This is a genomic window from Paraburkholderia caffeinilytica, from assembly GCF_051027425.1.
GTDB lineage: Bacteria > Pseudomonadota > Gammaproteobacteria > Burkholderiales > Burkholderiaceae > Paraburkholderia > Paraburkholderia caffeinilytica_A.
Genome location: NZ_CP186552.1, coordinates 2,147,327 through 2,173,082, shown reverse-complemented (window position 1 = coordinate 2,173,082; position 25,756 = coordinate 2,147,327). Strand labels below are relative to the sequence as shown.

General features: G+C 62.2%; 22 protein-coding genes. 18 read left to right on the top strand and 4 right to left on the bottom strand.

What is annotated here, in order from left to right; genetic code table 11:
* Positions 1–14: 14 nt before the first annotated feature.
* The 9 genes from mltG to ACOSV0_RS09445 all read left to right on the top strand — a co-directional run bounded on the left by mltG (position 15) and on the right by ACOSV0_RS09445 (position 9,164).
* A complete protein-coding gene (mltG, locus tag ACOSV0_RS09485) occupies positions 15–1,025 on the top strand; it encodes an endolytic transglycosylase MltG (RefSeq protein WP_434110075.1) in 1,011 nt (336 codons plus the stop codon).
* On the top strand, positions 1,025–1,645 hold the full coding sequence (gene tmk, locus ACOSV0_RS09480; RefSeq protein WP_434110226.1) for a dTMP kinase: 621 nt from the start codon (positions 1,025–1,027) through the stop codon (positions 1,643–1,645). Before mltG ends, tmk begins: the two co-directional genes overlap by 1 nt.
* Positions 1,646–1,739: 94 nt before the next feature.
* On the top strand, positions 1,740–2,774 hold the full coding sequence (locus tag ACOSV0_RS09475; RefSeq protein WP_434110074.1) for a DNA polymerase III subunit delta': 1,035 nt from the start codon (positions 1,740–1,742) through the stop codon (positions 2,772–2,774).
* Between the two features lie 124 nt (positions 2,775–2,898).
* Positions 2,899–3,417, top strand: a complete 519-nt coding sequence (locus tag ACOSV0_RS09470; RefSeq protein WP_434110073.1) for a GNAT family N-acetyltransferase — start codon at positions 2,899–2,901, stop codon at positions 3,415–3,417.
* Between the two features lie 194 nt (positions 3,418–3,611).
* Positions 3,612–4,403 (top strand): TatD family hydrolase, encoded by a 792-nt coding sequence (locus tag ACOSV0_RS09465; RefSeq protein WP_434110072.1) that lies wholly within the window; start codon positions 3,612–3,614, stop codon positions 4,401–4,403.
* A gap of 52 nt (positions 4,404–4,455) precedes the next feature.
* Positions 4,456–5,196, top strand: a complete 741-nt coding sequence (locus ACOSV0_RS09460) for an ankyrin repeat domain-containing protein (RefSeq protein ID WP_434110071.1) — start codon at positions 4,456–4,458, stop codon at positions 5,194–5,196.
* A 255-nt stretch (positions 5,197–5,451) separates the two neighbouring features.
* The gene (locus ACOSV0_RS09455) at positions 5,452–5,808 is read left to right on the top strand and encodes a Rap1a/Tai family immunity protein (protein WP_434110069.1); all 357 of its coding nucleotides are present in this window, start codon (positions 5,452–5,454) and stop codon (positions 5,806–5,808) included.
* Positions 5,809–6,397: 589 nt separating this feature from the next.
* Positions 6,398–7,810, top strand: coding sequence for an alpha,alpha-trehalose-phosphate synthase (UDP-forming) (gene otsA / locus ACOSV0_RS09450; protein ID WP_434110068.1), 1,413 nt, complete (start codon positions 6,398–6,400; stop codon positions 7,808–7,810).
* A gap of 286 nt (positions 7,811–8,096) precedes the next feature.
* Positions 8,097–9,164, top strand: coding sequence for a glycosyltransferase family 4 protein (locus ACOSV0_RS09445; protein ID WP_434110067.1), 1,068 nt, complete (start codon positions 8,097–8,099; stop codon positions 9,162–9,164).
* 131 nt (positions 9,165–9,295) lie between these two features.
* Here the strand turns inward: ACOSV0_RS09445 and ACOSV0_RS09440 are convergent, their stop codons facing one another.
* The 3 genes from ACOSV0_RS09440 to ACOSV0_RS09430 form a co-directional block, all read right to left on the bottom strand.
* Positions 9,296–9,883 (bottom strand): BPSL1445 family SYLF domain-containing lipoprotein, encoded by a 588-nt coding sequence (locus ACOSV0_RS09440; RefSeq protein WP_434110066.1) that lies wholly within the window; start codon positions 9,881–9,883, stop codon positions 9,296–9,298.
* 361 nt (positions 9,884–10,244) lie between these two features.
* Positions 10,245–10,691, bottom strand: a complete 447-nt coding sequence (locus tag ACOSV0_RS09435) for a hypothetical protein (protein ID WP_434110065.1) — start codon at positions 10,689–10,691, stop codon at positions 10,245–10,247.
* 307 nt (positions 10,692–10,998) lie between these two features.
* Positions 10,999–11,295 (bottom strand): PsiF family protein, encoded by a 297-nt coding sequence (locus ACOSV0_RS09430; protein ID WP_169487044.1) that lies wholly within the window; start codon positions 11,293–11,295, stop codon positions 10,999–11,001.
* Positions 11,296–11,743: 448 nt separating this feature from the next.
* On the opposite strand from ACOSV0_RS09430, the gene ACOSV0_RS09425 reads away from it, so the two are divergent.
* Positions 11,744–12,040 carry a YciI-like protein gene (locus tag ACOSV0_RS09425; RefSeq protein ID WP_434110064.1) on the top strand — a complete coding sequence of 99 codons (297 nt, stop codon included), beginning with the start codon at positions 11,744–11,746 and terminating at the stop codon, positions 12,038–12,040.
* 583 nt (positions 12,041–12,623) lie between these two features.
* On the top strand, positions 12,624–13,778 hold the full coding sequence (locus ACOSV0_RS09420; RefSeq protein ID WP_434110063.1) for a transposase: 1,155 nt from the start codon (positions 12,624–12,626) through the stop codon (positions 13,776–13,778).
* Positions 13,779–14,096: 318 nt separating this feature from the next.
* Here the strand turns inward: ACOSV0_RS09420 and ACOSV0_RS09415 are convergent, their stop codons facing one another.
* Positions 14,097–15,674: a mannose-1-phosphate guanylyltransferase/mannose-6-phosphate isomerase gene (locus ACOSV0_RS09415; protein WP_434110062.1), complete on the bottom strand. Its 1,578-nt coding sequence runs from the start codon at positions 15,672–15,674 to the stop codon at positions 14,097–14,099.
* A 643-nt stretch (positions 15,675–16,317) separates the two neighbouring features.
* Between ACOSV0_RS09415 and ACOSV0_RS09410 the strand changes: the two genes are divergently transcribed.
* From ACOSV0_RS09410 to ACOSV0_RS09380, 7 genes are all read left to right on the top strand, one after another.
* A complete protein-coding gene (locus tag ACOSV0_RS09410) occupies positions 16,318–17,715 on the top strand; it encodes an undecaprenyl-phosphate glucose phosphotransferase (protein ID WP_434110061.1) in 1,398 nt (465 codons plus the stop codon).
* Positions 17,716–17,779: 64 nt separating this feature from the next.
* On the top strand, positions 17,780–19,234 hold the full coding sequence (locus ACOSV0_RS09405; RefSeq protein WP_434110060.1) for a UDP-glucose dehydrogenase family protein: 1,455 nt from the start codon (positions 17,780–17,782) through the stop codon (positions 19,232–19,234).
* 36 nt (positions 19,235–19,270) lie between these two features.
* Positions 19,271–19,726, top strand: coding sequence for a low molecular weight phosphotyrosine protein phosphatase (locus tag ACOSV0_RS09400; protein WP_434110059.1), 456 nt, complete (start codon positions 19,271–19,273; stop codon positions 19,724–19,726).
* Positions 19,726–20,988, top strand: a complete 1,263-nt coding sequence (locus tag ACOSV0_RS09395; RefSeq protein WP_434110058.1) for a polysaccharide biosynthesis/export family protein — start codon at positions 19,726–19,728, stop codon at positions 20,986–20,988. The genes ACOSV0_RS09400 and ACOSV0_RS09395 overlap by 1 nt, the downstream gene beginning before the upstream one ends.
* Before the next feature lie 135 nt (positions 20,989–21,123).
* Positions 21,124–23,322, top strand: coding sequence for a polysaccharide biosynthesis tyrosine autokinase (locus ACOSV0_RS09390; protein WP_434110225.1), 2,199 nt, complete (start codon positions 21,124–21,126; stop codon positions 23,320–23,322).
* Between the two features lie 89 nt (positions 23,323–23,411).
* Complete coding sequence (locus tag ACOSV0_RS09385; RefSeq protein ID WP_434110057.1) at positions 23,412–24,344, top strand: glycosyltransferase family 2 protein; 933 nt, start codon at positions 23,412–23,414, stop codon at positions 24,342–24,344.
* A gap of 144 nt (positions 24,345–24,488) precedes the next feature.
* The gene (locus ACOSV0_RS09380; protein ID WP_434110056.1) at positions 24,489–25,754 is read left to right on the top strand and encodes a glycosyltransferase; all 1,266 of its coding nucleotides are present in this window, start codon (positions 24,489–24,491) and stop codon (positions 25,752–25,754) included.
* Positions 25,755–25,756: the final 2 nt, after the last annotated feature.

The window sequence follows — 25,756 nt, the reverse complement described above, 5'->3', positions numbered from 1 at the left end:
TAGCCATGTTCCGCATGTCCCTTTTGAAGAAATGTTTAGCCGCCGGCGCAGTTGTCGTTGTGCTGGCCGCAGCCGCAATCGCAGGCGGATATCACTGGGCCAACAGCCCACTCGATTTGACCCCCGCGCAACTCGATGTCACCGTCAAGCCGCACAGCAGCTTGCGCAGTGTTACGCTGCAGCTCAATCGCGGCGGTGTGCCGGTCGAGCCTGAACTGTTCGTCGTCATGACGCGGCTGCTCGGGCTGCAAAGCGATCTGAAATCCGGCAACTACGAGTTCAAAACGGGCATCACGCCGTACGAAGTGCTGCAAAAAATCGCGCGCGGCGACGTCAACGAATACGTGGCGACCATCATCGAAGGGTGGACCTTCAAGCGCATGCGCGCCGAACTGGACGCCAATCCGGCGCTCAAGCACGACACGGCGGGCATGAGCGACGCCGATCTGATGAATGCGATCAACGCGCCGGAAGCGTCGATCGGCAACGGCGAGGGGCTCTTTTTCCCGGACACCTATCTGTTCGACAAGGACACCAGCGATCTGGACATCTATCGCCGCGCGTACCGGCTGATGCGGCTGCGTCTGGACGAAGCCTGGACCGCCCGCGCGCCGAACCTGCCGTACAAGACCCCGTATGATGCGTTGACGATGGCGTCGATCATCGAAAAGGAAACCGGCAAGAAATCGGACCGGCCGATGGTGGCGGCCGTGTTCGCGAACCGGCTGCGGGTGGGCATGCCGCTGCAAACCGACCCGACCGTGATTTACGGCATGGGCGAGAGCTACACCGGCCGCATCAGGAAGAAAGACCTGCAGACCGACACTCCCTACAATACCTATACCCGGATGGGGCTTCCGCCAACCCCCATCTCGCTGCCCGGTGTCGCATCGCTGCAAGCGGCGATGAACCCGGCGCAATCCACCGCGCTGTATTTCGTTTCTCGCGGCGACGGCAGCAGTATCTTTTCTGACACCCTCGGCGATCACAACAAGGCCGTGGACAAATACATTCGAGGGCAATGATGGCGCGGGGCAAATTCATAACGTTTGAGGGCATCGACGGTGCCGGCAAAACTACCCATCTGGGCTGGTTTCGCGAACGCCTCGAAGAGAAAGTCGCGAGCACCGGCCGCTCGGTCGTGATGACGCGCGAGCCGGGCGGCACGCCGCTCGGCGAGCAGATCCGCGAAATCGTGCTGCATCAGAAAATGGACCTCGAAACCGAGGCCTTGCTGATGTTCGCGCTGCGCCGCCAGCATCTGGCCGAAGTGATCGAGCCGGCGCTGGCGCGCGGCGACTGGGTGCTGTCCGACCGTTTCTCCGACGCGACCTTCGCGTACCAGGGCGGCGGCCGCGGTCTGCCGCGCGACAAGCTGGAAACGCTGGAGCGCTGGGTGCAGGGCGGTTTTCAGCCGGACCTGACCGTACTGTTCGACCTGGCGCCGGAAATCGCCAACGAACGGCGCCGCGCCGCGCGCGATCCGGATCGCTTCGAAAGCGAATCGGAGGCGTTTTTCAACCGCACCCGTACTGAATATCTGCGTCGCGCGGAAGAAGCGCCGTACCGGTTCGCTATCATCGACTCTTCGGAGAGCATCGCGCGAATCCAGAAAAAACTTGAAGAATTGATCTCAGTTCTTTGATTTTAAAAGAATATAATTCTGAATTATAAAGCTCGGCAAAGTTCGTTCGATACATCAATAAACGACATCAACCGATTGATTTAAAAGAGAAACAATGATTTATCCGTGGCAAGCCGATGACTGGAATCGCCTGCAGCAGTTACGTGGGCATTGGCCGCACGCCTTGCTGCTGCACGGGCAGGCTGGAATCGGCAAGTTGCGCTTCGCGCAGCATCTGGCCCAGGGGTTCCTGTGCGAGGCCCCGCAGGCCAACGGCGAACCCTGCGGTGCATGCGTGGCGTGCAACTGGTTCACGCAGGGCAATCATCCTGACTATCGGATCGTCGTGCCTGAAGCGCTGGCTGCCGAAGCCGGTCTCAACAACGCCGCGGACGAAAAAGCCGAGAAGGCCGACAGCGACGAAGGCAAGAAGACGCGCGCGCCCAGCAAGGAGATCAAGATCGAGCAGATTCGCGGCTTGCTCGATTTCGTCGGCGTCGGCTCGCACCGCGGCGGTGCGCGCGTGGTCGTGCTGTATCCCGCCGAGGGGCTGAACATCGCCGCGGCCAATGCGCTGCTGAAAACGCTCGAAGAACCGCCGGCGGGCGTGATTTTCCTGATGGTCTCGGCGCGCATCGACCGCCTGTTGCCCACCATCATCAGCCGCTGCCGCCAGTGGCCGATGACGATCCCCGCGCCGGAGGTCGCCACGAAATGGCTCGCCGCGCAAGGCGTCGCCGAAGCCCCCGCGTTGCTCGCCGAGGCCGGCGGAGCGCCGCTCACGGCGCTTGCGCTGGCCAGCGACGAGAACCGTACGCTGCGTGACTGGACGCTTAAGCAACTGGCCGCCGGTGCCGATTGCGACGCCTTTGCCTGCGGCGAGGCGTTGCAGAAGCTGCCGGTGCCGCTCGTGCTCGGCTGGCTGCAACGCTGGATGTACGATTTGCTGGCGCAGCGCACAGCTGGCGCGCCGCGCTATTTTCCGCAGGCGTCGACGGCCTTGACGCGCTGTGCATCGCAGGCCGACGCCAGCGCGTTCGCGCGCTTCATGCGTACCGTGACGCGCCAGCGCGCCGTCGAGAACCATCCGCTGAACGCGCGGCTGGTGTTTGAAGAGCTGTTTATCGGCTATCGCGAGTTGTTCGCGTAAATATTTTGATGCCGGACGGTTTGTCCAAGGCGGGCGCGCCTTACTGTACCTACAGTGACACGCCCGCTCACGCGTCCGTCCGCTTCGTCCACTGATGCGTCCTCCATCTCACGTTCACAGCACCATGAATCTTCCTTACCGCGATGCCACGCTCGACGATCTGTCCGCGATTGTCGCCATCTACAACTCGACCGTGCCGTCGCGGCAGGTCACCGCCGATCTCGAACCGGTGAGCGTGGAAAGCCGTCTGGCGTGGTTTCACGCGCATGGTCCGCAAAAGCGCCCCCTGTGGGTGGTGGAAGATCCGCAACAGTCCGGCCGCGTGATCGCATGGCTCAGTTTCTCCGACTTTTACGGCCGCCCGGCCTATCAGCGCACCGCCGAAGTCAGCATCTATCTGGACGAAAGCGCGCGTGGCAAGGGCCTCGGCAAGCAACTGCTGGCGGCTTCGCTCTCGGCTGCGCCGGCGCTCGGCATCGATACTGTGCTGGGTTTCATCTTCGGCCACAATGAAGCGAGCTTGCGGCTGTTCCGCGGCTTCGGTTTCGACACGTGGGGCTCGCTCCCGCGCGTCGCGGTGCTCGATGGCGTGGAGCGCGATCTGGTGATTCTCGGCAAGCGGCTCGATCCGGCCGCTGCCTGATTGGCGGTTGGGTTTTCACGGCTAGGGTTGCAGCCGGGTTTACACCACGCCCGAACGAAGGCCGGACCAGGGCCGGGTCAAGGTCAAGTCAAGGTCGAGTTAAGGTCAGTTAAGGCCTGGTTAAAACCGAGTGAAAGCCGGATCAACGCCGGGTTAGAGCCGGGTTAAAGCTATCTTTTCAGCAGGACCACACCATGTTTGTCGATTCGCACTGCCATATCAACTTCGAAGGACTCGCCGACCGCCTGCCGCAGGTGCTCGAGAACATGCGCAGCCATTCGGTCACGCATGCGCTGTGCGTCTCGGTCGATCTCGAAACGCTGCCGTCCGTGCTGGAGATCGCCAGCCGGCACGACAACGTCTACGCGTCGGTCGGCGTGCATCCGGATCACGAAGACATGCGCGAGCCCAGCCTTGCCGAACTCGTCGAGCTCGCCGGGCATCCGAAGGTGGTCGCGATCGGCGAGACCGGCCTCGACTACTACCGTCTGGAAGGCCGCACGATCGCCGATATGGAGTGGCAGCGCGAGCGCTTTCGCACCCATATCCGCGCGGCGCACGCCACGAAAAAACCGCTGATCATTCACACGCGTTCGTCGGCGGAAGACACGCTGCGCATCATGGCCGAGGAGCGCGCGAGCGAGCCGGGCGGCGTGATGCATTGCTTCACCGAACCGTGGGCAATTGCCGAGCAAGCGCTGGCGCAGAATTTTTACATTTCGCTGTCGGGCATCGTCACGTTCAAGAGCGCGACCGAGGTACAGGACGTCGCGCGCCGCGTGCCGCTCGACCGTCTGCTGATCGAAACCGATTCGCCGTACCTCGCGCCCGTGCCGTATCGCGGCAAGCCTAATGAACCTGCGTACGTAAGTTATGTCGGACGCTTCATCGCACAACAACGCGAGATGCCGGACACGGCGCTTGCCGCCGCGACGACACATAACTTCTTCCGGCTCTTCAAGATTCCCGTGCCGGCTGGTGAGTGATCGGTAAAGCTAATAAATATCAAAAGGATAGGGAAATTTCCTAAAGTAAAACATGATAAATTATTCGACTTCGACTGCAGCGTTTCAGGAGGTTTCAGCCATGCAATCCGCTTTCGGTTCGGCGCGCCGCGGCGCGTCGCGCGTTGCGCTGGCCGCCACGTTTGTCTGCGTCGCACTGAGTTCGCTGGTTGCCGCGCCGGTTCAGGCCGCGCCGATCGACTCACTGATCAAGTCGGTTAAATTCGACGACGTCGACGGCGTCAACAAACTGCTCGCCAAGGGTATGGACCCGAACAGCGTGGACAACCAGGGCATCCCGCTGCTGGTGATCGCCGCGCGTGAGAAGTCGGACAAGGTGGGCGCCGCGCTGGTCGCCAATCCGAAGACCAACATCGAGATCCAGGACAAGGCCGGCGAGAACGCGATGATGATGGCCGCGCTGAACGGTGACCTCGATTTCGTCAATCTGCTGATCGCGAAAGACGCCGAGGTCAACAAGAAGGGCTGGGCGCCGTTGCATTACGCGGCTGCGAACGGCCACGACGATATCGTCAAAGTGCTGCTCGACCATTCGGCCTACGTCGACGCCGGTTCGCCGAACGGCACCACGCCGCTGATGATGGCCGCGCGTGGCGGTCATGTATCCACGGTGAAGCTCCTGCTCGACAACGGCGCGGACCTCACGGTGAAGAACCAGATTGGCATGACAGCGCTCGATTTCGCGAAGACTTACAAGGAGCCGGACGTGGTCGAAGGACTCACCGCGCGCCTGCAGCAGATGCAGCAGAAGTGAACGGCTGGAGAAATCGAAGCGCCGGCGGCCAGGATGCCAGCCACCGGCGCACAGGATTGCCGGAACACCGAACGCGCGATACCGGAGCGCCGGAACACAGGAACACAGGAACACACAAATTTGCCTGAAGATAGCGGCTGTTGGCATGCCTGCCACTCCACAAAACAGTGCAGAATGACGACTTGGCGTGCTACGAGGCGCGCCGGTTCTATGCGGCGCAAGACCGCCTGATAAACCACCCTGGAAAGGAACACCATGCTGCGGGCCTTGATTTTCGCCAGCGCGCTTGCCGTACCGCTATCGGCAGCTGCGTTTACGGGAGGCGACCTCAACAAGCTGTGCACGAAGACCGATGTGGCATCGCGTAGTGCGTGTGCTGCGTACATTGAGGGCGCTGCAGACGGCATCTTCAACACGATCGACGCGATTGGCGGTACTACCGGGCCGCGCGTTGGCCAGTACTTCTGCCTGCCGCCGGACGCGCGCTCGGCGCAACTGACCGACGCGGTACGCAAATACATTGCGGATAACCCGATCGTCGCGGGCTATAACGCCAGCACGGCGATCTCACTGGGGCTCGGCAAGGCATTTCCTTGCAAGAGCGGCAGTTGATCTCGTAGCTGAACTGAATTTGATGTGAATCGCGGCTGACGCCTGCGCCGGGCACCATAGTCAGGCGCGTTAGGCGTTTCAGTTCGCTTAAGTCCTGGGCGAGTTTCAGGCTGAACCGGTGACGTATTTGAAACTCGTTTGTGGCCTGTTCGAAGCCGCTTAAAGCCGTCTTCAGCCGCTTAAAGCCGCTTGAAATTGCCTCAAACCGCGCTTGAACTGTGGGACCAGCAGCGCTTGATCGCACCATAGCAATGGTCCATCGAGCATCCATTCTCCAACTGGATGCGCCGCGGGTCCGAACGGGGACCTGCGCTGCCGGGTCGGCAAGGGCCTGCTCGATTTCATCCGGCAACACTATCCGCAAGATGTGCCACGGGCGCGCGCCTGGCAGGGGAATACCACCCACCGGCCGAAGATGAGTGCAACTGACCGTGCACCGGCGTGGTCGAACCGTCCATCTCACTCACGAATCTGGCGCGGCATCGCGTGTTTCGACCGCTTGACGTCATCGGCATGCCGCAGCGCTCGCGGCATCGCAAGCGCCTGAAGCGCAAGCGCCGCGCTGTGCGAACCAAGGAGGGCTACCAGCATGGGCCGACTGATCGTCGTGTCGAATCGTGTCGCAACGCCGACGGAAACCAAAGGATCGGCGGGCGGCCTCGCGGTCGGCGTGTTCGGCGCGCTGAAGGACGCAGGGGGCGTGTGGTTCGGCTGGAGCGGCGACGTAGTGAGCGAAACCGTCGCCAATGCCGGACCGACGCTGGAACAGGACGGCGCGGTGACCTTCGCAACCGTCGGCCTCACGCGCAAGGATTACGACCAGTACTACCGCGGCTTTTCGAACGCGACACTGTGGCCGGTATTCCACTACCGCAACGACCTGGCGCGCTACGAGCGCGACGAGTATGCCGGCTACCGGCGCGTCAACGCATGGTTGGCGCACAAGCTGATCAAGCTGCTCGAACCCGACGACGTGATCTGGATTCACGACTACCATCTGATCCCGTTCGCCGAAGCGCTGCGCTCCGAAGGCATCACCAACCGCATCGGTTTCTTCCTGCACATTCCGTTTCCGGCGCCGCAGATCCTGCTCAACATTCCACCGCACGAAGAGTTGGTGAAATCGCTGTCGTGCTATGACCTGCTAGGCTTTCAGACCGCAACCGATGAGCTCGCTTTCCACGACTACGTGACACGCCGCGCGCGTGGCACCGTCAGCGAGGGCAATCATGTCGAAGCGTTCGGCCGCAAGCTGCGCACGGGTGTCTACCGGATCGGCGTCTTCCCCGACGAAATTGCCGAACAGGCCAAGCGCTACGAAAGCCGCCAGCACGTGCTCGACCTGAAGCAGAGCCTGGAAGGCCGCAAGCTGATCATGAGCGTCGACCGGCTCGATTATTCGAAAGGCCTCATCGAACGTTTTCGCGCTTTCGAGCAGTTGCTGGAACGCTCGCCCGAATGGCGCGGCAACGTCACGCTGGTGCAGATCGCCCCGCCGACCCGCTCGGACGTCGCCACCTATCAGAAGATCCGCCAGGATCTCGAGTACGAAGCGGGGCGCATCAACGGCCGTTATTCGGGCCTCGATTACACGCCGATCCGCTATCTGAATCAGCAGTACGACCGCTGGAAGCTGATGTCGCTGTTTCGCGAGTCGCAGATCGGCTTCGTCACGCCCTTGCATGACGGTATGAATCTCGTCGCGAAGGAGTACGTCGCCGCGCAAAATCCCGACGATCCGGGCGTGCTGGTGTTGTCGATTTTCGCGGGCGCGGCGGCGGAGTTGAGCGGTGCGCTGCTGGTCAACCCGCACGATGCGATTGGCATGTGCGAAGCCCTGCAGCGCGCGCTGCAAATGCCGCTCGATGCACGCCAGCGGCGTCACGAGATCAACATGGCGGCGCTGCGCAAAAACGATCTCGGCGTGTGGCGCGATACCTTTCTGGATGATTTGCGCAGCGTGCCGGTGCAGAAGCCGGGCAAGGGCGGCGGCCATAAGTGACGACGCGTTTGCAGAACGGCGTTTGTTTTACCGAGCGCCCGGCAGCGCACGTTTGATCGGCTGGCGGATAGGGCGCGTCGCCGGATGTAATCTGAATGTAACAACGCGTAGGATTTGCAAGGCCAAGGGCTTTTTGTTGCAACCTGATGAATAATGCTTTGATGCGGTTGGTGCAGGCGGACGCCCGGCGTTGTCTGCATCGTTAGAGAAGGCCCGCGCTGTCGTGCTCAGCGCCCCTGACGTGCACCGCCATTGGCGCAAGCCGTCAGCTCACGGAGACAAAAATATGAAGATTGCCCAGATCGCCCCTTTGACCGAATCGGTGCCACCGAAGCTTTACGGTGGAACGGAGCGCGTCGTGTCCTACATCACCGAGGCGCTGGTCGATCTCGGCCATGACGTGACGCTATTCGCGAGCGGCGACTCCGTCACGAGCGCAAAGCTTGAAGCGGTATGGCCGCGCGCGCTGCGTCTGGACCCGGGCATTCGCGACCGCATCGCGCCTCATATGCTGCTGATGGAACTGGTGCGCCGCCAGGCCGAAAATTTCGACGTGCTGCATTTTCACCTCGACTATTACTCGTTTTCGGTCTTCAAGCGCCAGGAGACGCCCTTCGTCACGACGATGCATGGCCGCCTCGACTTGCCCGAGCAACAACCGGTGTTCGACACCTTCAACACCGCGCCGGTGATCTCGATTTCGAATTCGCAGCGTCATCCGTTGCCGCAGGCCAAATGGCTTGCCACCGTCTACCACGGTCTGCCGGAACAGCTCTACACGCCGCAGCCGGTCGAGCAGAAGTACCTCGCGTTTCTCGGCCGTATCTCGCCGGAAAAGCGTGTCGACACGGCGATCCGCATTGCCGGGCGCTGCGGCATGCCGATTCGCATTGCCGCGAAAGTGGATGCCGCCGACCGCGAATACTTCGAGCGTGAGATCCGGCCGTTGCTGGATTTGCCGCATGTCGAGTTCATCGGCGAGATCGCCGATAACCAGAAGGCCGAGTTCCTGTCGGGCGCACACGCGTTGCTGTTCCCGATCGACTGGCCGGAGCCGTTCGGCCTCGTGATGATCGAAGCGATGGCATGCGGCACGCCGGTGATCGCGTTCAACCGCGGCTCGGTGCCGGAAGTGCTGGAAGACGGCGTGACGGGCTATATCGTCGAAGATGAGATCGGCGCGGTGGCGGCGGTCAACCGCCTGCATAAGGTGCCGCGGGCGGGCGTTCGGCAGCGCTTCGAGGAGCGCTTCACGTCGCACCGGATGGCGCAGCAGTATGTGGATGCGTATCAGTCGGTGATTCGCGCGCAGAAGCGTTCGCGCTTCAAGGTGATCGATACGTCGGGAAGCTGAGCGGAGCAGCGGCTTCAGGCAGCATTCACGCAGCATTCAGGCAGCAGTCTGAAAAAAAGAACGGCGATGTGTGCTGCGCATCGCCGTTTTTTGTTGCCGTTGTGTTCGGGTCCGGCAAATGGACCGCGCGCCTAGATCTTCAGGCGCGATACCTTGGTGCCCTGTAGCGAGATATCGGCCATCAGGCCGGCATTGGTCAAAATGAATACTTCGACCGGGGCCGTTGCCGTGGTCGTGTCGATCGCGCCGTTGGCGCCCATCTTCACCAGCGCGACGGAGGCATCGCCGCCCGCCGACCAGCCGTCGGCGTTGCGGAATGTGTCGAGCGAGTCCTGTGTCATGAACAGGAAAATGATGGCCTTCGACTGCGCGCCTGCCTGCAGGCCGAACGAGCCGGAAATCGTGCTGTAGTAGCCCACCGTGCCGCCGCCTACGCGCAGCGAGCCCTCGCCATACTGTCCGCCGACGATGAAGCCCGCCTGCAATACCGACGGGAACACCAGCACGCCGCGCGCCTTGGAGACGAGTTCGCGCGAGCCTTTCACGGTGGTGAACAGCCGCGACATGGTGCCGTCGACGCTGGCATCGATCGACTGGCGTTTGGATGCATCAGTGGAGGGGGTATCGTGGCCGCTGCCGTTGGTTGTACAACCGGCGAGCGTAAGGCCTCCGAAAGCGAGCGCAGCGGTAGTCTTCAGCATGAAGTTTCGTCTTTGCATCGTTTTTCTCCATCGTGGTTCCTGGGCACAACCTCATTTGGTGTTGCCGGGTTGTCTTTGAGTTATATCACACGCAAGCGTAAAAGGCGTGCTGTGTTGCCGGGTGAAAAGCCTTGTGTGGCGGGGCTTTGCGACCGATTATAAGAAGCGGTCATGTAATTTTGACCGGCATGCGGCATGCGTTAGAAGCCCTGCGGACAACGCGAGCGAACGGGCTCCGGAGAAACCGTGCCTGGCCTGAACCTGCCCGGCGGCAGTGAGGCTGGAACCCTATCAAGTATCCGTTTTTACCGATTTCTGCGCGTTCACGAATTGCGCTGAAATTGAATTGAAAGTGTTGCCTCGGCACCGCACCGCATCCTCAGCCATGGTTTGCCGGACTTTTGACCGGCGGGCGCCGGAGTGCGCGGCGAATCATGCCGATCAACACGCCGATCAGGAACAGCGTGACAGCCGGCACGATCCAGTAGCCGACGAATGCATGCCAGAGGTAAGCCATGAGGGTGGAGCGGCGCACGCTGTATTCATTGCGGGCGTCCTGCTGGCGCGGCAGATTGGCGGCCAGCACATCGGCCGGGCAGCCGGCGGCTTGCGCCTCGTCGGGCTTGCCATGGCAGCGCGCGGCGGCGCCGGCGGCGCGTTGTGCGTCGGTGAGATTCCAGGTGGTCAGCGCGCGGTCGAGGTCGACGGCGTTGTACGCCATTTCCTCCCGGATCTCGCTGACTGCAACGATCGCCACGGGCACGGCCCAGAATACGATGACGACCAGCCACCGCCTTAACCAGCGGTTTTTATGTTTCGAAACCATCCTTGCCTCCGATCGATGCTCTTGCAGCACCAACGACAAGATGGCGGCCCGTCTAATGTTGTGTATGGGGGTGTGGGCCGTCTCCGCAGCCATCATAGAAGAAAATCGGTGCGTTGGCGTGGACGGACTGCGAAGGGGTGGGTAACGCGCGGACGGCTGCCGGGGAGATGAACTGCGAGGGGGAATTACGAGGAAAGCGGAAGGAAGGACAGAAAAAGACAGCAACCGCGCCGGACAATGGCGCGGCCCTGTTCGAGCAATACGCGGTTAGACGCGCGGCGTGTGGGCCGCGCCGATTGCCTCGTGTTTAGTTAGCCGGCGCGGACGACAGGCAGGTCTTCATGAAAGCCTTGCGGTCGTCGCCTTTCTTGCCGGTGGCTTGCGTGTTGCACGCCTTCATCTTGTCCTGCTGGCTCATCGGTGCGGCGGCGGCCGGCTTGGCGGACAGGCAGGTCTTCATGAAGGCCTTGCGGTCATCGCCTTTCTTGTCGGCGGCCTGCTTGTTGCAGTCGGCCATTTTCGTTTGCTGGCTGTTCTGCGCGAACACCGGCGAAACGAGGACGGCACCCAGCACCAGCGTAGCGATAGCGGATTGGATTTTCATGTGACACTCCATCGGTGGTGAAAACGTTTTTGGTCGTTCATGCACGGGGGCGTCAATGGCGTCCAGGACCCCTCGGCATGTCCATTATGGCAAATGCTGTCTGCCAGAACGGATAAAAGAGCAATCCGGTTGACAGGCGCTCACGCTGGTTTTCCCCTACACACGGGGGCTAGCGGGCGCTCCGGCGGATGAAACGGCTGAATCGTAGCAGTGCCAAAATATGTTATGCAATCCGGATTAATTGGTAAGGCATATGCAAATAATTCAGTTCATCGCCATTCGACAATGCGGATCAAATATTAAAAATCCGATCTGCATTGCTGCAGATGCAAATGAATAGGAAATCGGCAGAAAATCCCGTTGTCCAGCATATGGGTAATCCTGACTCGATTCCCTGTGCCGATGTGCCGACCGTCGTCCCTGTCACGCAAGCCAAAGGAGGCTCGCCATGCACTACCTGCTCATGTATGACCTCGTACCGGACTACCTCGAACGGCGTGCCGCGTATCGCGACGCGCATCTGAAACTCGCCTGGGCGGCTGCGGAGCGCGGTGAATTGCAACTGGGCGGGGCGTTAACCGAGCCCGTGGATACCGCCGTGCTGCTCTTCGAAGGCGACTCTCCCGCAGCCGCCGAAGCCTTTGCCAGAGCCGATCCATATGTACTCGCCGGGCTCGTGGCGCGCTGGCGCGTACGTCAGTGGATGACTGTGGCGGGTGAGGGCGCGGCGAACCCTATACGCTGAAGCACGCTGCTCAGCCATGCTCGCGCGGCGTCGAGAGGAATGCCAATGGCATATCCAGGGGCTGCGTTTACGTCCGCGGCCGTCGCGCCTCGAAGCGCCCAGGACGTTGTTCACGCGCTACGCCCAGGTACGCGGCGGTCACCTGAAAAAACCGTTCGAAACGCCTCGAAATGCATGGTGAATCAAACGCCAATTTCATAAATGCCATTCACCGCCGATGCGATGCCATTGTGCTATGCAATAGGAGCTTTCTCCGCAAGAACCGCCTATAGTTGTGTTACGGCAATGTGCGAAACGACGCAGCAAAAAGGACAAGTTTGTTTCCATCCGTAACACTTGTCTCAACGATATTCACGCAAACCCTGGTGGTGGTATGCTTCGTGCACAAATTCTCCCATGCACGAGTGAGACCACGTTTTGTGCTTCGCAATAGGGACAAACCGCACTAACCCAGTGCGACATTGACCCACCAACAGAACGTACAAAACATATTTGTGCAACCGCGGGCTGCACACGGATCGTGAAAGTTGAATCCGTGGCTGTCCAAAGCCGCGGCCCGGCCAGGCTGCGTGGAGAAAACCCAATGTTTTTCGATGAGCTAAGCAATGACGAATGGGCGCTGCTGGCAGCGCTTGTCTCTGATGAGCCGGCCGTCCGTCTGAACCGACGCGGACGGCCGCGCGCCGAACCGCGTATCGTGGCGAATGCCGTCCTGTGGATTCTGACAACCGGTGAACCCTGGTCGAAGCTGCCAGGCCGCTATCCGTCAGGTCCTACATGCCGGCGCCGTTTTGAAGAATGGCAGTTGAACGGCACCCTCCTCGAGATGGTTCGGCTGTTGTCTCAAACCGGGCGCACCTTCGCGTACGTCCCGCAACCGGCACCGCCTGTCGCGGCCAAACCTGCGGCACCGGTAGCAGAACCTCCCAGCGTGCGTGACGAAAATCCGCGCGGCGTGTCCTGGAAGAGCCCCGAGTCGTGGCAGGCGCCCGGCGTTTCGAGCAGCCTGAGCAACTGGCGTTCGGCGGATCCGATCGCCGATATCACGCGCCAGTTGTCCGGGCTGACGAATGTGCCGCCGGCGTCGCGCTCGTCGTCGGCATCCTCGTCGTTTGCGGCACGGCCTGTTACGCGCGCCGATCTGCAAAGCATGGAGGAAGCGCGGGCGGTGGGCGCGGCAATGCACAGCCTGGATTCGGCCATTACGTCGGCACGCCGTGCGCAACAGCTTGACGATCAGCGCAGCCCGCTGTCGATGAGCCTCGCGCCACGCGGCACGCAGATCGCCGACCAGCACGGCTATGTGATCTACGTCGTGGCGGAGCAGGTGCCCAACGCCATGTATCGCGCATGGGCGGAGATCATGAAGGACGGCAAGCGCGTCGAGCGCTCCGGCCTCGTGGGTCCTCGCTTTGCGCAAGCCGACGCGGCGGAGCAATACGCGCTCGACTGGGCGCGGCAGTGGATCGATCGTGAATGCCGCACACAGGCGGCTGCCGAGGCTGCACCGGCAGTCAACGCAGCAGCGGCGGCGGTGGCGCGTCCGTTGCCGGCCATGCGCCATGTCCCCGAGCCGGTCACGGCGAATCACGGTGGTCCTTTGCACGGTCCGCTCAATGCGTTTCGTGGACCGCTGCGCCGTTACCCGAGTGAACCGGCGGCGCCCGCGAGCACAGCCGAAAGCAGTGCATCAGATCGTTTTCCGTCGTACCCGGAACTCATTTCCCATGCGGGATGAGTGCGGCGGCTAGTGCGGCGGCGTGCGGCAATCAGCACGGCGGCTAGCAAGGCAGCAAGTGTGATCAGGTAAGCGTGACCAGTAAGCATGACCAGTAAGCGCAACAGCTAAAAACAGCAGCACCCCGCGGCCGGTAGGAGCAACCGCCGCAGGTTCCCACTTCATCCGTTGTGAATCATTGGTGTTACCTGACTGGCGTTGAACGTCGATTGACGTTGCCAGAGCGTTGCATTGGCGCGAATTCAAGGTTGTGCGCCGGCATCGTTCACCGGCGTTCCTCATTGGCGCGCGTTTATCGGTGCGCGTCAGTCGCGTGCTTCATTTGCGCCCATACGTGTCGTCGAAGCGCACGATATCGTCTTCGCCGAGATACGAGCCGGACTGCACCTCGATCATTTCGAGCGGCATCTTGCCCGGGTTCTCGAGGCGGTGGGTGACGCCGAGCGGAATATAAGCCGATTCGTTTTCGGAGACGATGAAGCGCTCTTCACCGCGCGTGACGAGCGCGGTGCCGCGCACGACGATCCAATGTTCCGCGCGGTGATGATGCATTTGCAACGAAAGCCGTGCACCCGGTTTCACGACAATGCGTTTCACCTGGAAGCGCTCGCCGGTGTCGACGGAATCGTAGTTGCCCCACGGGCGATGCACCTTGCGATGGTTGGCCGCTTCCAGCCCGCCGTCGCTTCGAATCCGTCCAACGATCTTCTTGACGTCCTGCACGCGCGATTTATCCGCGACCAGAATCGCATCGGCCGTTTCGACCACCACGAGATCCTGCGTGCCGACGCAGGCGATCAGGCGTCCTTCCGAATGCGCGAAGGTCGAGCTCGCGCCTTCGAACATCACGCGCCCGCGCCCCACGTTCTGATCGGCGTCCTTCGCCGAGATATCCCAGATCGCGTCCCACGAACCCACGTCCGACCAGCCCGCTTGCAGCGGCACGACCACGCCGGATGCGGCGGCCTGGTCGTTGCCGAGTTGCTCCATCACCGCGTAGTCGATCGAATTCGACGGCGAGGCGCTGAACGCATCGCGTTGCAGACGGAAGAAGTCGCCGTCCGCTTTGCCGCCTGCGAAGGCCGCGTCGCAGGCTTCGTAAATCGCCGGCTGGAAGTGGCGGATCGCCTTCAGCCAGGTCGACGCGCGCATGATAAAAATGCCGCTGTTCCACCAGTATTCCTGCGATTCGATATAGCGTTGCGCCAGTTCCAGATGCGGTTTTTCGACGAACCGATCGAGTTTGTGCGCGCCAATCTTGCTGGCGGCTTCACTACCTGCATCACTGTCTGCGTCGTGCGTGTCATTAGGGCTACCAAGCGGGCTACCAAGCGCTGCGCCGATACGGATATAACCGTAGCCCGTTTCCGCACGCGTCGGCACGATACCCATCGTCACGATATGGCCGGCCGCCGCATGCTGCACGCCGGCGGCCACCGCCGCATGAAAACCGTCGATATCGGTCACCGCGTGATCGGCCGGCATCACGACCATGATGCCGTCTTCGTCCTGCGCCGCGATCGAAAGAGCGGCCACGGTCAGTGCCGGCGCCGTGTCGCGTCCGGCAGGCTCGAGAATCAGCCGGGTCGGCTTACCGCTCGTGCGCAATTGTTCGGCGGTCGTGAAGCGCTGCTCTTCGTTGGCCACCACGATGAGTTGCTCGGCGAGCGGATGGTCGGCTTCCAGTCCGTCGAGCCGGCGAGTGGTCGACTGCAACAGCGAGTCGTCGCCGAGCAGACCAATCAGTTGCTTCGGATGCTGCTCGCGCGACATCGGCCACAACCGTGTACCGGAACCGCCCGCCAGAATCACGGGATGAACTTTGAGTTTGACGTTGAGCGGCATAGCTTGCGTGGACCGGGTGTCGGCGGGCGTGGCCGTAACCGGAGCTGTCATGATGAACTCCTCGAGGCTGGGTGAATGCGTCGAGTTTTATCACGAAGCAAGGAGTCAATAAAAGCGCGTTAAATAGAAACTATATAAAACGCTTAATAAAATTAAGCCGTTCCGTGAAGGAAAAATGTCCGATTAATTTTTAAAAAATAAAAATTACACGAAAAAAATCGCGGGTAATTTTTTTATCCGGCGAATTGACGCAGAATAGGGACGAAACGCGAAACGTAAGCTTCGCAGGAAAACGGACAGGTCGGCTCGCCTTGGCCTCTATAAAGGCCGAAAAAAGCCTTTGAAACGCCAGATTCGGTAACAATTGCCGAACGAAATTCAGAAAAAATGCTGGAACTTTGACCGATACAATTTGAGATATTTTGCGGTCTTGCAGCGCGAATTTTAATATAGCTTTATCTATACCTGTACAAGGGTATTCACTCATTCAGACACGCATTTTCCGGGTTGGCCGATTGGGCAATTTTTAGTTCGGAAAGCGGCAGGGCAATTAGCACCGGTTGAATCGGATTCGTGTCGCGCATTTATCTGGCAGGCGCGCAGACCGGCATTGTGTGTCCTGCGGTTTGACGGGTGTGACGGGAATTCAACCAACCAATGGATGGCACTTGACTGACGAACTGAGGGGCAGCGCATGTTGAGCGTTCTATCGAGAATCATCGACATCGCCATGGTCGCGCTCGGCGCCGCCATCGCGACGGCCGTGCACAGCGGGAAATTGGTGTGGCTGGACGACGTCCAAAGCGTATCGCTCGCGTTCGACTGCCTGTTGGTGGTGGTGTTCTTTCCGGCGCTGGGTATCTATCAGTCGTGGCGCGGCAAGCCGCTCTACGACCTGCTGTGCCGCGTCGCGGGCGGCTGGGTGATGGTGGAGGTCACCGGCATCCTGATCAGCTTCAGCCTGCACCGTTCGGACAGCCTGTCGCGTCTGTGGCTCGTCTACTGGGCGGTTGCCACGATCGTGCTGCTGATCGTCACCAAGGTGATCGTTTATTCGATCCTGCGTGGGCTGCGTCGCGAAGGCTTCAATCAGCGCGCGGTGGCGATCGTCGGTGGCGCGCCGTATGGGCGCTTCCTGATCGAACAGATGCGTACCCGCCCGGAAGCGGGCTTTAGCCCCGTCGTGGTGTTCGACGAGGACGGCACGATCAATCCTTATGAGGACCCGGATGCGAGCGATCTGATCGAAGGCGTGCCGGTCGAGCGTGACTACGGACGGATGCTTCAGCTGGTGCGCCAGCGCGCGATTCGCGAGTTGTGGCTCGCGCTGCCGATTTCGAAGGAGAAGGCGATTCACCGTTTCGTGACGGACCTGAAGAACGACTTCGTGAACATCCGCTTCATCCCGGACGTGCGCAGCCTCACGCTCTTCAATCAACCGATGGTGGATCTGCTCGGCGTGCCGGCGATCAACCTGGCCGCCTCGCCGATCACCGATCTGCGCGTGCTGCCCAAGCGCATTTTCGACCGTCTGTTCGCGCTGGCGGCATTGACCGCGCTGTCGCCGGTGATGCTGGTGATCGCGGTGATGGTGAAGGCGAGCTCGCCGGGCCCGGTGTTCTTTCGCCAGAAGAGAAAGGGCATCGACGGCAACCAGTTCGAGATCTACAAGTTCCGCTCGATGAAGATGCACAAGGAAGAGGCCGGCAAGATCACCCAGGCCACGCGGCGCGATCCGCGCATCACCGCGGTCGGCGCATTCCTGCGGCGCACCAGCCTCGATGAATTGCCGCAATTCATCAACGTGCTGCGCGGCGAGATGTCGGTGGTCGGCCCGCGTCCGCATGCGCTCGAACACGACGACATCTACAAGGATCTGGTGAAGGGCTACATGCACCGCTACCGGATCAAGCCGGGCATCACCGGGTGGGCGCAGATCAACGGCTATCGCGGTGAGACCGATCGCATCGAAAAGATGATGGGCCGCGTCAAGCTCGATCTGTACTACATGCAGCACTGGACCTTCTGGCTCGACATCAAGATCGTCGTGCTCACGCTGTGGAAGGGCTTTGTGGGCAACAACGCTTATTGAATATGCAGCCGCGCAACGCGTGACCGCATTTAATGAATCAACTCCATTTTCCGAGGTGTAATACATGAACCTGACGATCATCGGTAGTGGCTACGTAGGCCTCGTGACGGGCGCTTGTCTGGCTGACATCGGCCACGACGTGTTCTGTCTCGACGTCGATCAGCGCAAGATCGACGTGCTCAACAACGGCGGCGTGCCGATCCATGAACCGGGTCTGCAGGAAATCATTGCGCGCAATCGCAAAGCCGGCCGCCTGAAGTTCTCGACCGACATCCCGGCCGCGGTCGCGCACGGCGACATCCAGTTCATCGCCGTGGGTACGCCGTCCGACGAAGACGGTTCCGCCGACCTGCAATACGTGCTCGCCGCCGCGCGCAACATCGGCCGCCATATGACGGGCTTCAAGGTGATCGTCGACAAATCGACGGTGCCGGTCGGCACGGCATCGCGCGTGCGCGACGTGATCGCCGAGGAACTGGCCGCACGCAACCTCAATCACATGTTCTCGGTCGTGTCGAATCCCGAGTTCCTGAAAGAAGGCGCGGCCGTGGAAGACTTCACGCGGCCGGATCGCATCGTGCTCGGTTGCGATGAAGACGTGCCGGGCGAAAAAGCCCGCGAGTTGATGAAGCGCCTCTATGCGCCGTTCAACCGCAATCGCGAACGCACGCTGTACATGGACGTGCGGTCGGCCGAGTTCACCAAGTACGCGGCCAACGCCATGCTCGCCACGCGGATCTCGTACATGAACGAGCTCGCGAATCTGGCCGACCGCGTCGGCGCGGATATCGAAGCGGTACGCCGCGGCATCGGTTCCGATCCGCGTATCGGCTACGACTTCCTGTATGCCGGTTGCGGCTACGGCGGCTCGTGCTTCCCGAAAGACGTGCAGGCGCTGATCCGTACGGCCGCCGACCACAAGGCCAATCTGCGCATTCTCGAAGCGGTGGAAGCCGTCAACGACACGCAGAAAAAGATCCTCGCGCACAAGATCGTCGATCGTCTGGGCGAGGATCTGTCGGATCGCACCTTCGGCGTGTGGGGCCTCGCCTTCAAGCCGAACACGGACGACATGCGCGAAGCGCCGAGCCGCCCGCTGATCGCCGAGCTGCTGCGCCGTGGCGCACACGTGAAGGCCTACGATCCGGTCGCAATCGACGAATCGAAGCGCGTCTTCGCGCTCGATCTGAAGGACGTGCCGCAACAGCACGCGCGCCTGTCCTTCGTGAACGAGGAGATGGACGCCGCCATTGGCGCCGATGCGCTCGTGATCCTGACCGAATGGAAGGTCTTCAAGAGTCCGGATTTCGGTTCGCTCAAGGAAATCCTCACCACGCCGCTGATTTTCGACGGCCGCAATCTGTACGAACCGGACGCACTGCTCGAACTCGGTATCGAGTATCACGCGATCGGCCGTCAGGCGGCGTTGCGCAATGCGCCGGCGAAGGTCGGCGCGAACGGCCTGCCGGTCACGACCGGGGCGGTTCGCCCGGCCGACGCGGTCGGGGCCGGCCAGTAAGCCGCCGCGCCGCCACGTTTCATTAAGGAGCCCGCTATGTTCGCCAACGTTCTGATCGTCTGCCACGCCAACGTGTGCCGTTCGCCCGCAGCCGAGATGCTGTTCAAGGCCCGGCAACGCGTACCGTCGCGGTCGTCCTCAGCGCCGATCGCGTTTCATTCGGCGGGTATCCGTGCCGCGAACGGCCACGGCATGGACCCGGTGATGCGGCGCCTGCTCGACGAGCAGGGCGTCGCTTCCGGTATCCACTATTCACGGCGCCTCGACCGCCAGCTCGTGCGTTCCGCCGACCTGGTGCTCGTCACCGAGCGCGCGCAGGTCAGCGCGGTGGAAGCACTCGATCCTGCCTCGCGCGGCAAGGTCTATCCGCTCGGCAAGTGGGAAGACGATTCCGACGTCGCCGATCCGCACGGCGGCATGGAAGCCGACTATAGGAAGAGTCTCGTGCTCATCGAACACCTGGTCATGGGATGGCTGAAGAAAATATGCTGATGAAACAACGCACTGAACACACATTCGCGAACGTCCGCCCGACGGATTCCAAATCGACGGGTCTTAAATCGACGGGTCTTAAATCGAAATTCGCCGCTACGCTTTTGCTGACGTCCTTTCTGTCGGCTTGCGCTACCGCACCTGGTAATTACCTCGACACATCCCGTCTGAAAGACGACGGCCAGCATCAGGGTCAACAAGCGAACGAAACCTACCCGGTCCATATCATCGACGGTCCGCTGGTCGCGGCGCAAGCACAGGCGCAAGCCGCCGCCGCCGCGCAGCAGGTGCTGCCGACCTCGCATATCAGCGATCCGTCGCAGTACGTGTACCGGCTTTCGCCGCAGGACATTCTCGGCATCACCGTGTGGGATCACCCGGAATTGACCACCCCGCAGGGCAGCACGCTGTCCGCGGGCGGCAACACCACGCAGTCGATCGGCGGCGCCTTGCAGCAGCCGTATACCGCGGCATTGCCGGGGCAGGCCGATCCTTACGGCCAGACCATTGCTCCAGACGGCACGATCTTTTTCCCGTTCGTCGGCCGGATCAGGGCCGCGGGCAAGACGGTGGCCGAGGTGCGCGATCAGTTGAGCGCCGGCCTCGTGCGCTACATCCGCAATCCGCAGGTCGACGTGCGCGTGCTGTCCTATCGCGGCCAGAAGGTGCAGGTGACCGGCGACGTGAAGACGCCGGGCCCGCTCGCCATCAGCGACGTGCCGCTCACGCTGGTCGACGCGATCACGCGCTCGGGCGGCACGAACAGCGACGCCGACATCCAGCGCGTGCGCCTCACGCGCAACAACAAGCTGTACGTGCTCGACGCGGACCGCATGCTCGACCAGGGCGACACCACGCAGAACGTCATGCTGCAAAACGGTGACGTGATCAACGTTCCGGATCACACCGACAGCCGCATCTTCGTGATGGGCGAAGTGAAGACGCCGATCCAGGTGCCGATGCTGAAGGGCCGCCTGACGATCGCCGACGCGCTCACCCAGGCAGGCGGCATTCTCGACACGGACGCCAATCCGCGCCAGATCTTCGTGATGCGCGGCATGCGCGAACATCCGACCACGCCGGACGTGTACCGCCTCAACATGACGCAGCCCGACGCGATCATGCTGTCGTCGCAGTTCCAGTTGCAACCGATGGATGTCGTGTATGTGGGCACCGCCGCTTCGACCACGTTCAACCGTGTGTTGCAGCAAGTCCTGCCGACCGTGCAGACGCTGTTCTACCTGAAGCAGTTGACGAAATAACCGTCTGAGCCGTCGACAGGCCCGCGCCGCTCTCACAGGGCGCGGGACCGAAGCAAACGCCGAAGCAAAAGCAGCAGTCGATGCTGACGCAACCGATACGGGAAGCGAATTGTGAGCAATCAAATCACTCCACACATGGCCGGTCCGATCAAGACCGAAGAAGAGGACGTCGTCCTCGGGCAACTGGTCCAGGTGATCCTCGACGACATCTGGTGGCTGATTACGATCGCCGGCGTGATCGTCGCGCTGGCCGCCGCGTACTGTTTTCTCGCCAAACCGATCTATTCGGCCGACGCCCACGTGCGCGTCGAGCAGTCCGACAACACCTCGCAGGCGCTCACGCAGACGCAGACCGGCGCGGCCATCACGTCCGGCTCGACTTCGCTGCCGACCGACGCCGAAATCGAAATCATCAAGAGCCGTGGTGTAGTCGGCCCGGTGGTCCAGCAACTGAAGCTGAATTTCAGTGTCGCGCCGAAGACGATTCCGCTGCTCGGCAGCATCGCCGCGCGTATGGCGACGCCGGGCCAGCCGGCCAGGCCGTGGCTGGGTCTGACTTCGTACGCATGGGGCGGTGAAGACGCCGAGGTCGATTCGCTCGACGTGGTGCCCGCGCTGGAAGGCCAGAAGATGACGATGAAGGTGTTCGACGGCCAGCACTACGAACTGTACGCGGAGAACGGCTCGCTGCTGTTGCGCGGCCAGGTCGGCCAGCAGGAGCAGGGCGGCGGCGTGACGATTCTCGTCAGCAAGCTGGTGGCCCGTCCGGGTGAAGAGTTCACCGTGACGCGTTTTAACGACCTCGACGCGATCACCGCGTTCCAGTCGGCGATCACCGTGCAGGAGCAGGGCAAGCAGACCGGCGTGATCCAGATTTCGCTGGAGGACAAGAGTCCTGAGCACGCCGCGCTGGTGGCCAATGCGCTCGCGCAGTCGTATGTACGTCAGCACATTTCGAACAAGCAGGTCGACGCGAGCAAGATGCTCGACTTCCTGAAGAGCGAAGAGCCGCGCCTGAAGTCCGATCTCGAACGCGCCGAAGCCGCGTTGACCGCGTATCAGCGCCAGTCCGGCTCGATCAATGCGAGCGACGAAGCCAAGGTCTACCTCGAAGGCAGCGTGCAATACGAGCAGCAGATCGCCGGTTTGCGTCTGCAGATGGCGCAGTTGACCGAACGCTATGGCGACGACCACCCGATGCTCGTGGCCGCCCGTCAGCAGATGGCCGAACTGGAAGCGCAACGCGCCAAATACGCCGACCGTTTCCGCGATCTGCCGGCAACCGAAGTGAAGGCCGTGCAGTTGCAACGCGATGCGAAGGTGGCGGAAGACATTTACGTGCTGCTGCTCAACCGTGTGCAGGAGTTGTCGGTACAGAAGGCCGGCACCGGCGGCAACGTGCATATCGTCGACGAAGCGATGCGCCCGGGCGCGCCGGTCAAGCCGAAGAAAGTGCTGATCCTGTCGGCGGCAGTCATTCTGGGCCTGATTTGCGGCACCGGTTTCGTGTTCCTGCGCCGCAATATGTTCAAGGGTATCGACGATCCCGAGCATATCGAGCGCACGTTCCATCTGCCGGTGTACGGTCTCGTGCCGTTGAGCGCCGAACAGGCCCTGCTCGAAAGCGGCTTCGAACGCGGCGGCGAACGCCTGCGCTCGGTGCTGGCGAACGCGAGGCCGAAGGACGTCACGATCGAAAGTCTGCGCAGCCTGCGCACCTCGATGCAGTTCACGATGATGGACGCGAAGAACCGCATCGTCATGCTGACAGGGCCCATGGCCGGCGTCGGCAAGAGCTTCCTGACGGTCAATCTGGCGGTGCTGCTCGCGCACTCGGGCAAACGCGTGCTGATGATCGACGGCGATATGCGCCGCGGCGCGCTTGAACGTTATCTGGGCGGGGCGCAGGAGAACGGCCTGTCGGAATTGCTGAGCGGGCAGATCTCGCTTGAAGAAGCGATCCGTGCCTCGAACGTCGAGAACCTGAGCTTCATCTCGTGCGGCCGCCGTCCGCCGAATCCGTCGGAACTGCTGATGTCGCCGCGTCTGCCGCAATACCTGGACGGCCTCGCCAAACGCTACGACGTGATCCTGATCGACACGCCGCCGGTGCTGGCCGTGACCGATGCGTCGATTATCGGTGCGTATGCCGGTGCGACCTTCTTCGTGATGCGCTCCGGCGTGCACAGCGAAGGCGAGATCGCCGACGCATTGAAGCGCCTGCGCGCGGCCGGCGTGCACGTGCAGGGCGGCATCTTCAACGGGATGCCGGCGCGCTCGCGCGGCGGCTACGACCGCAGCTATGCAGCGGTCCAGGAATATCTGAGCACCTGAGTTCGAGCACCGGGGTCCCGGGCAGCGGTCTGCAAGACCGGGCCCAGTGTGCCGATCCCGGCGCAAACACGCTAAACAAGGACATCACGATGAAAGTGACGGTACTGGTTCCGACTTACCGCCGCCCGGCCGACCTGGCGCGCTGCCTCGCGGCGCTGCAACGGCAGTCGCGCACGCCGGACGAAGTGGTGGTGGTCGCGCGCGCCGACGACGAAGCGACCCACGTCTGCCTGCGCGATCCCGCCGTGCCGGGCGCGTTGCCGCTGTCCGTCGCGCTGGTGGACGTGCCAGGCCAGGTCGCTGCCCTGAATCGCGGACTGGATGCGGCCACGGGCGACGTCATCGCGATCACCGACGACGACGCCGCGCCGCACGTCGACTGGGTGGAACGTATTGCCGCCGCGTTCGAAAGCGACGCGCGCCTGGGTGCGCTGGGCGGCCGCGACTGGGTGCACGAAAAAGGCCGCGTGCTGGATGGCGAGCGGCCGCTGGTCGGCAAGGTCACGGCGCACGGCAAGATCATCGGCAATCATCACCTTGGCGTGGGCGGCGCACGCGAAGTCGACATCCTGAAGGGCGCCAACATGAGTTACCGGCGCGAGGCGGTCCGCACGATCCGCTTCGATCAGCGCCTGCGCGGCGCGGGTGCCCAGGTTCACAACGACATGGCCTTCAGCCTGAGCGTGAAGAACGCCGGCTGGAAGCTGATGTACGACCCACGCGTCGCCGTCGACCATTTTCCGGCCGAGCGTTTCGACGACGACCGGCGCGATGCGCAAACCATGACGGCGTTGCGCAATGCCGCCTTCAATTTTCATCTGATCCTGCGCGACCAGTTGCCGCCGTTGCGCCGCGAAACCGCGTGGTGGTGGTGGACGCTGGTCGGCACGCGCGTCTATCCGGGTCTCACGCATGCGGCGCTCGGGCTGATTTCGAAACAGGCGAGTCTGCGGCTGTCGCGCTGGCGCGCGGTGCGCACCGGCGCGCACGAAGCGCGCCGCGCGCTGTCGCGGACCGCATGAGTCACCCGAGGCACCCGAGGCACCCGAGTCGCATGACTCGCGTGATCCACGCGTGACCCGATCGTCCTGCACGTTCGTGCATCGGCACTTGCGCCCACGGGCGCCCGCCGATGCTCCTTTCCACCGGCAGAGCGGAGTGTCTGCATGAGTACGAAAGTTCACGTTCATCTGTTTTACGGCGCGGATCCGCGTTTTTACCGGCCGGGCGACAACATCGGTTGTCTGTACGGCTATCACCATGCCGAATCCGACGCGTTCAAGCTGACCTATTCGCAGGACGCACGCGAAAGCAAGCCGGTGCGTTTGTTGCGCCGCGCGCTGAAGGCGGCGCTCGGATTCGACTTCATCCATACGTGGCGCAACCGCGCCGAGATGCTGCGCTCGGACGTGATCTGGACGCATACCGAGCAGGAATGGCTCTCCGCCGCGCTCATGCTGCTGCTGAGCGGCCGCAAGGCCGGCGTGGACGCCGAACCCTTGCTGCTCGCACAAAGCGTGTGGCTGCTCGATAAATGGCCTTCCTACGGCATGTTGCGCAGCTGGCTGTATCGCAAGCTGATGAAGCGCGCCGATCAGCTGACCACGCTCGCCAGCGAAAACGCCGAGCTGTGCCAACGTTATTTCAACCGCGACGCGAAGCATCTCTACTACGGCCTGAACACACAGGACTTTCCCGTGAAGACGCCGGCCGGGTGGACGCCGCACACGCCGATTCGCATCGCCGCGATCGGCAACGATCGCGACCGCGACTGGGAGACCCTGATCAAAGCCTTCGGCAACGACGCGCGCTACACGGTCAAGCTCGCGACCCGCCGGCGCATTCCCGCTTCGCTGCGCGCGCCGAACGTCGAGATCGCATTGTTCTCGGGCATCAAAAAGCAGCACGAACTCTACGACTGGGCCGACGTGATCGTCGTGCCGTTGCGGCCGAATTCGCACGCCTCGGGCATCACCGTGATGCTGGAAGCGGCGGCGGTCGGCAAGCCGATGGTGGTCACCAACGTCGGCGCGTTGCAGGATTATTTCCCGGCGGGCGAGGCGGCTTATATCCCGCCGTTCAACCCGCAGGCATTGCGCGAGGCGGTGGACCAGCTCGCGGCCTCGCCCGCGGACGCGTTGCGCCAGGCGCAGGCGGCGGCCGCCGGCTTGCTGTCACGCGAACTGACCACGCAGAGCTATGCGATGCAGCACGTGAGGATCACGCAGGAGATGCTGCGCGTCCGCGCGGCGGCGCGTGGCCGCGTGAGCGCAGGCGCCGCCGACGCCGAGGCAACCACGCCGCGCGCCGCGCCGGCCCCGGCTCCGGTTGCAGCTACGGCTACGGCCCCGTCGAATCAGCCGGTGCGGGTCCGCGCGGGCAGCCAGGGGCCGGCTCAACGTCCTGCGCGCGAATCACGCGGGGGCCTTTAAAC

Bases quoted from the DNA above. Each gene is read 5' to 3' on its own strand.
- ACOSV0_RS09415 (WP_434110062.1), bottom strand. From the start codon at position 15,674: ATGACAGCTCCGGTTACGGCCACGCCCGCCGACACCCGGTCCACGCAA.
- tmk (WP_434110226.1), top strand. From the start codon at position 1,025: ATGGCGCGGGGCAAATTCATAACGTTTGAGGGCATCGACGGTGCCGGC.
- ACOSV0_RS09420 (WP_434110063.1), top strand. From the start codon at position 12,624: ATGTTTTTCGATGAGCTAAGCAATGACGAATGGGCGCTGCTGGCAGCG.
- ACOSV0_RS09475 (WP_434110074.1), top strand. From the start codon at position 1,740: ATGATTTATCCGTGGCAAGCCGATGACTGGAATCGCCTGCAGCAGTTA.
- ACOSV0_RS09400 (WP_434110059.1), top strand. From the start codon at position 19,271: ATGTTCGCCAACGTTCTGATCGTCTGCCACGCCAACGTGTGCCGTTCG.
- ACOSV0_RS09440 (WP_434110066.1), bottom strand. From the start codon at position 9,883: ATGCAAAGACGAAACTTCATGCTGAAGACTACCGCTGCGCTCGCTTTC.
- ACOSV0_RS09455 (WP_434110069.1), top strand. From the start codon at position 5,452: ATGCTGCGGGCCTTGATTTTCGCCAGCGCGCTTGCCGTACCGCTATCG.
- ACOSV0_RS09425 (WP_434110064.1), top strand. From the start codon at position 11,744: ATGCACTACCTGCTCATGTATGACCTCGTACCGGACTACCTCGAACGG.
- ACOSV0_RS09465 (WP_434110072.1), top strand. From the start codon at position 3,612: ATGTTTGTCGATTCGCACTGCCATATCAACTTCGAAGGACTCGCCGAC.
- mltG (WP_434110075.1), top strand. From the start codon at position 15: ATGTCCCTTTTGAAGAAATGTTTAGCCGCCGGCGCAGTTGTCGTTGTG.
- ACOSV0_RS09390 (WP_434110225.1), top strand. From the start codon at position 21,124: ATGGCCGGTCCGATCAAGACCGAAGAAGAGGACGTCGTCCTCGGGCAA.
- ACOSV0_RS09430 (WP_169487044.1), bottom strand. From the start codon at position 11,295: ATGAAAATCCAATCCGCTATCGCTACGCTGGTGCTGGGTGCCGTCCTC.
- ACOSV0_RS09395 (WP_434110058.1), top strand. From the start codon at position 19,726: ATGAAACAACGCACTGAACACACATTCGCGAACGTCCGCCCGACGGAT.
- ACOSV0_RS09380 (WP_434110056.1), top strand. From the start codon at position 24,489: ATGAGTACGAAAGTTCACGTTCATCTGTTTTACGGCGCGGATCCGCGT.
- ACOSV0_RS09385 (WP_434110057.1), top strand. From the start codon at position 23,412: ATGAAAGTGACGGTACTGGTTCCGACTTACCGCCGCCCGGCCGACCTG.
- ACOSV0_RS09405 (WP_434110060.1), top strand. From the start codon at position 17,780: ATGAACCTGACGATCATCGGTAGTGGCTACGTAGGCCTCGTGACGGGC.
- ACOSV0_RS09470 (WP_434110073.1), top strand. From the start codon at position 2,899: ATGAATCTTCCTTACCGCGATGCCACGCTCGACGATCTGTCCGCGATT.
- otsA (WP_434110068.1), top strand. From the start codon at position 6,398: ATGGGCCGACTGATCGTCGTGTCGAATCGTGTCGCAACGCCGACGGAA.
- ACOSV0_RS09445 (WP_434110067.1), top strand. From the start codon at position 8,097: ATGAAGATTGCCCAGATCGCCCCTTTGACCGAATCGGTGCCACCGAAG.
- ACOSV0_RS09460 (WP_434110071.1), top strand. From the start codon at position 4,456: ATGATAAATTATTCGACTTCGACTGCAGCGTTTCAGGAGGTTTCAGCC.
- ACOSV0_RS09410 (WP_434110061.1), top strand. From the start codon at position 16,318: ATGTTGAGCGTTCTATCGAGAATCATCGACATCGCCATGGTCGCGCTC.
- ACOSV0_RS09435 (WP_434110065.1), bottom strand. From the start codon at position 10,691: ATGGTTTCGAAACATAAAAACCGCTGGTTAAGGCGGTGGCTGGTCGTC.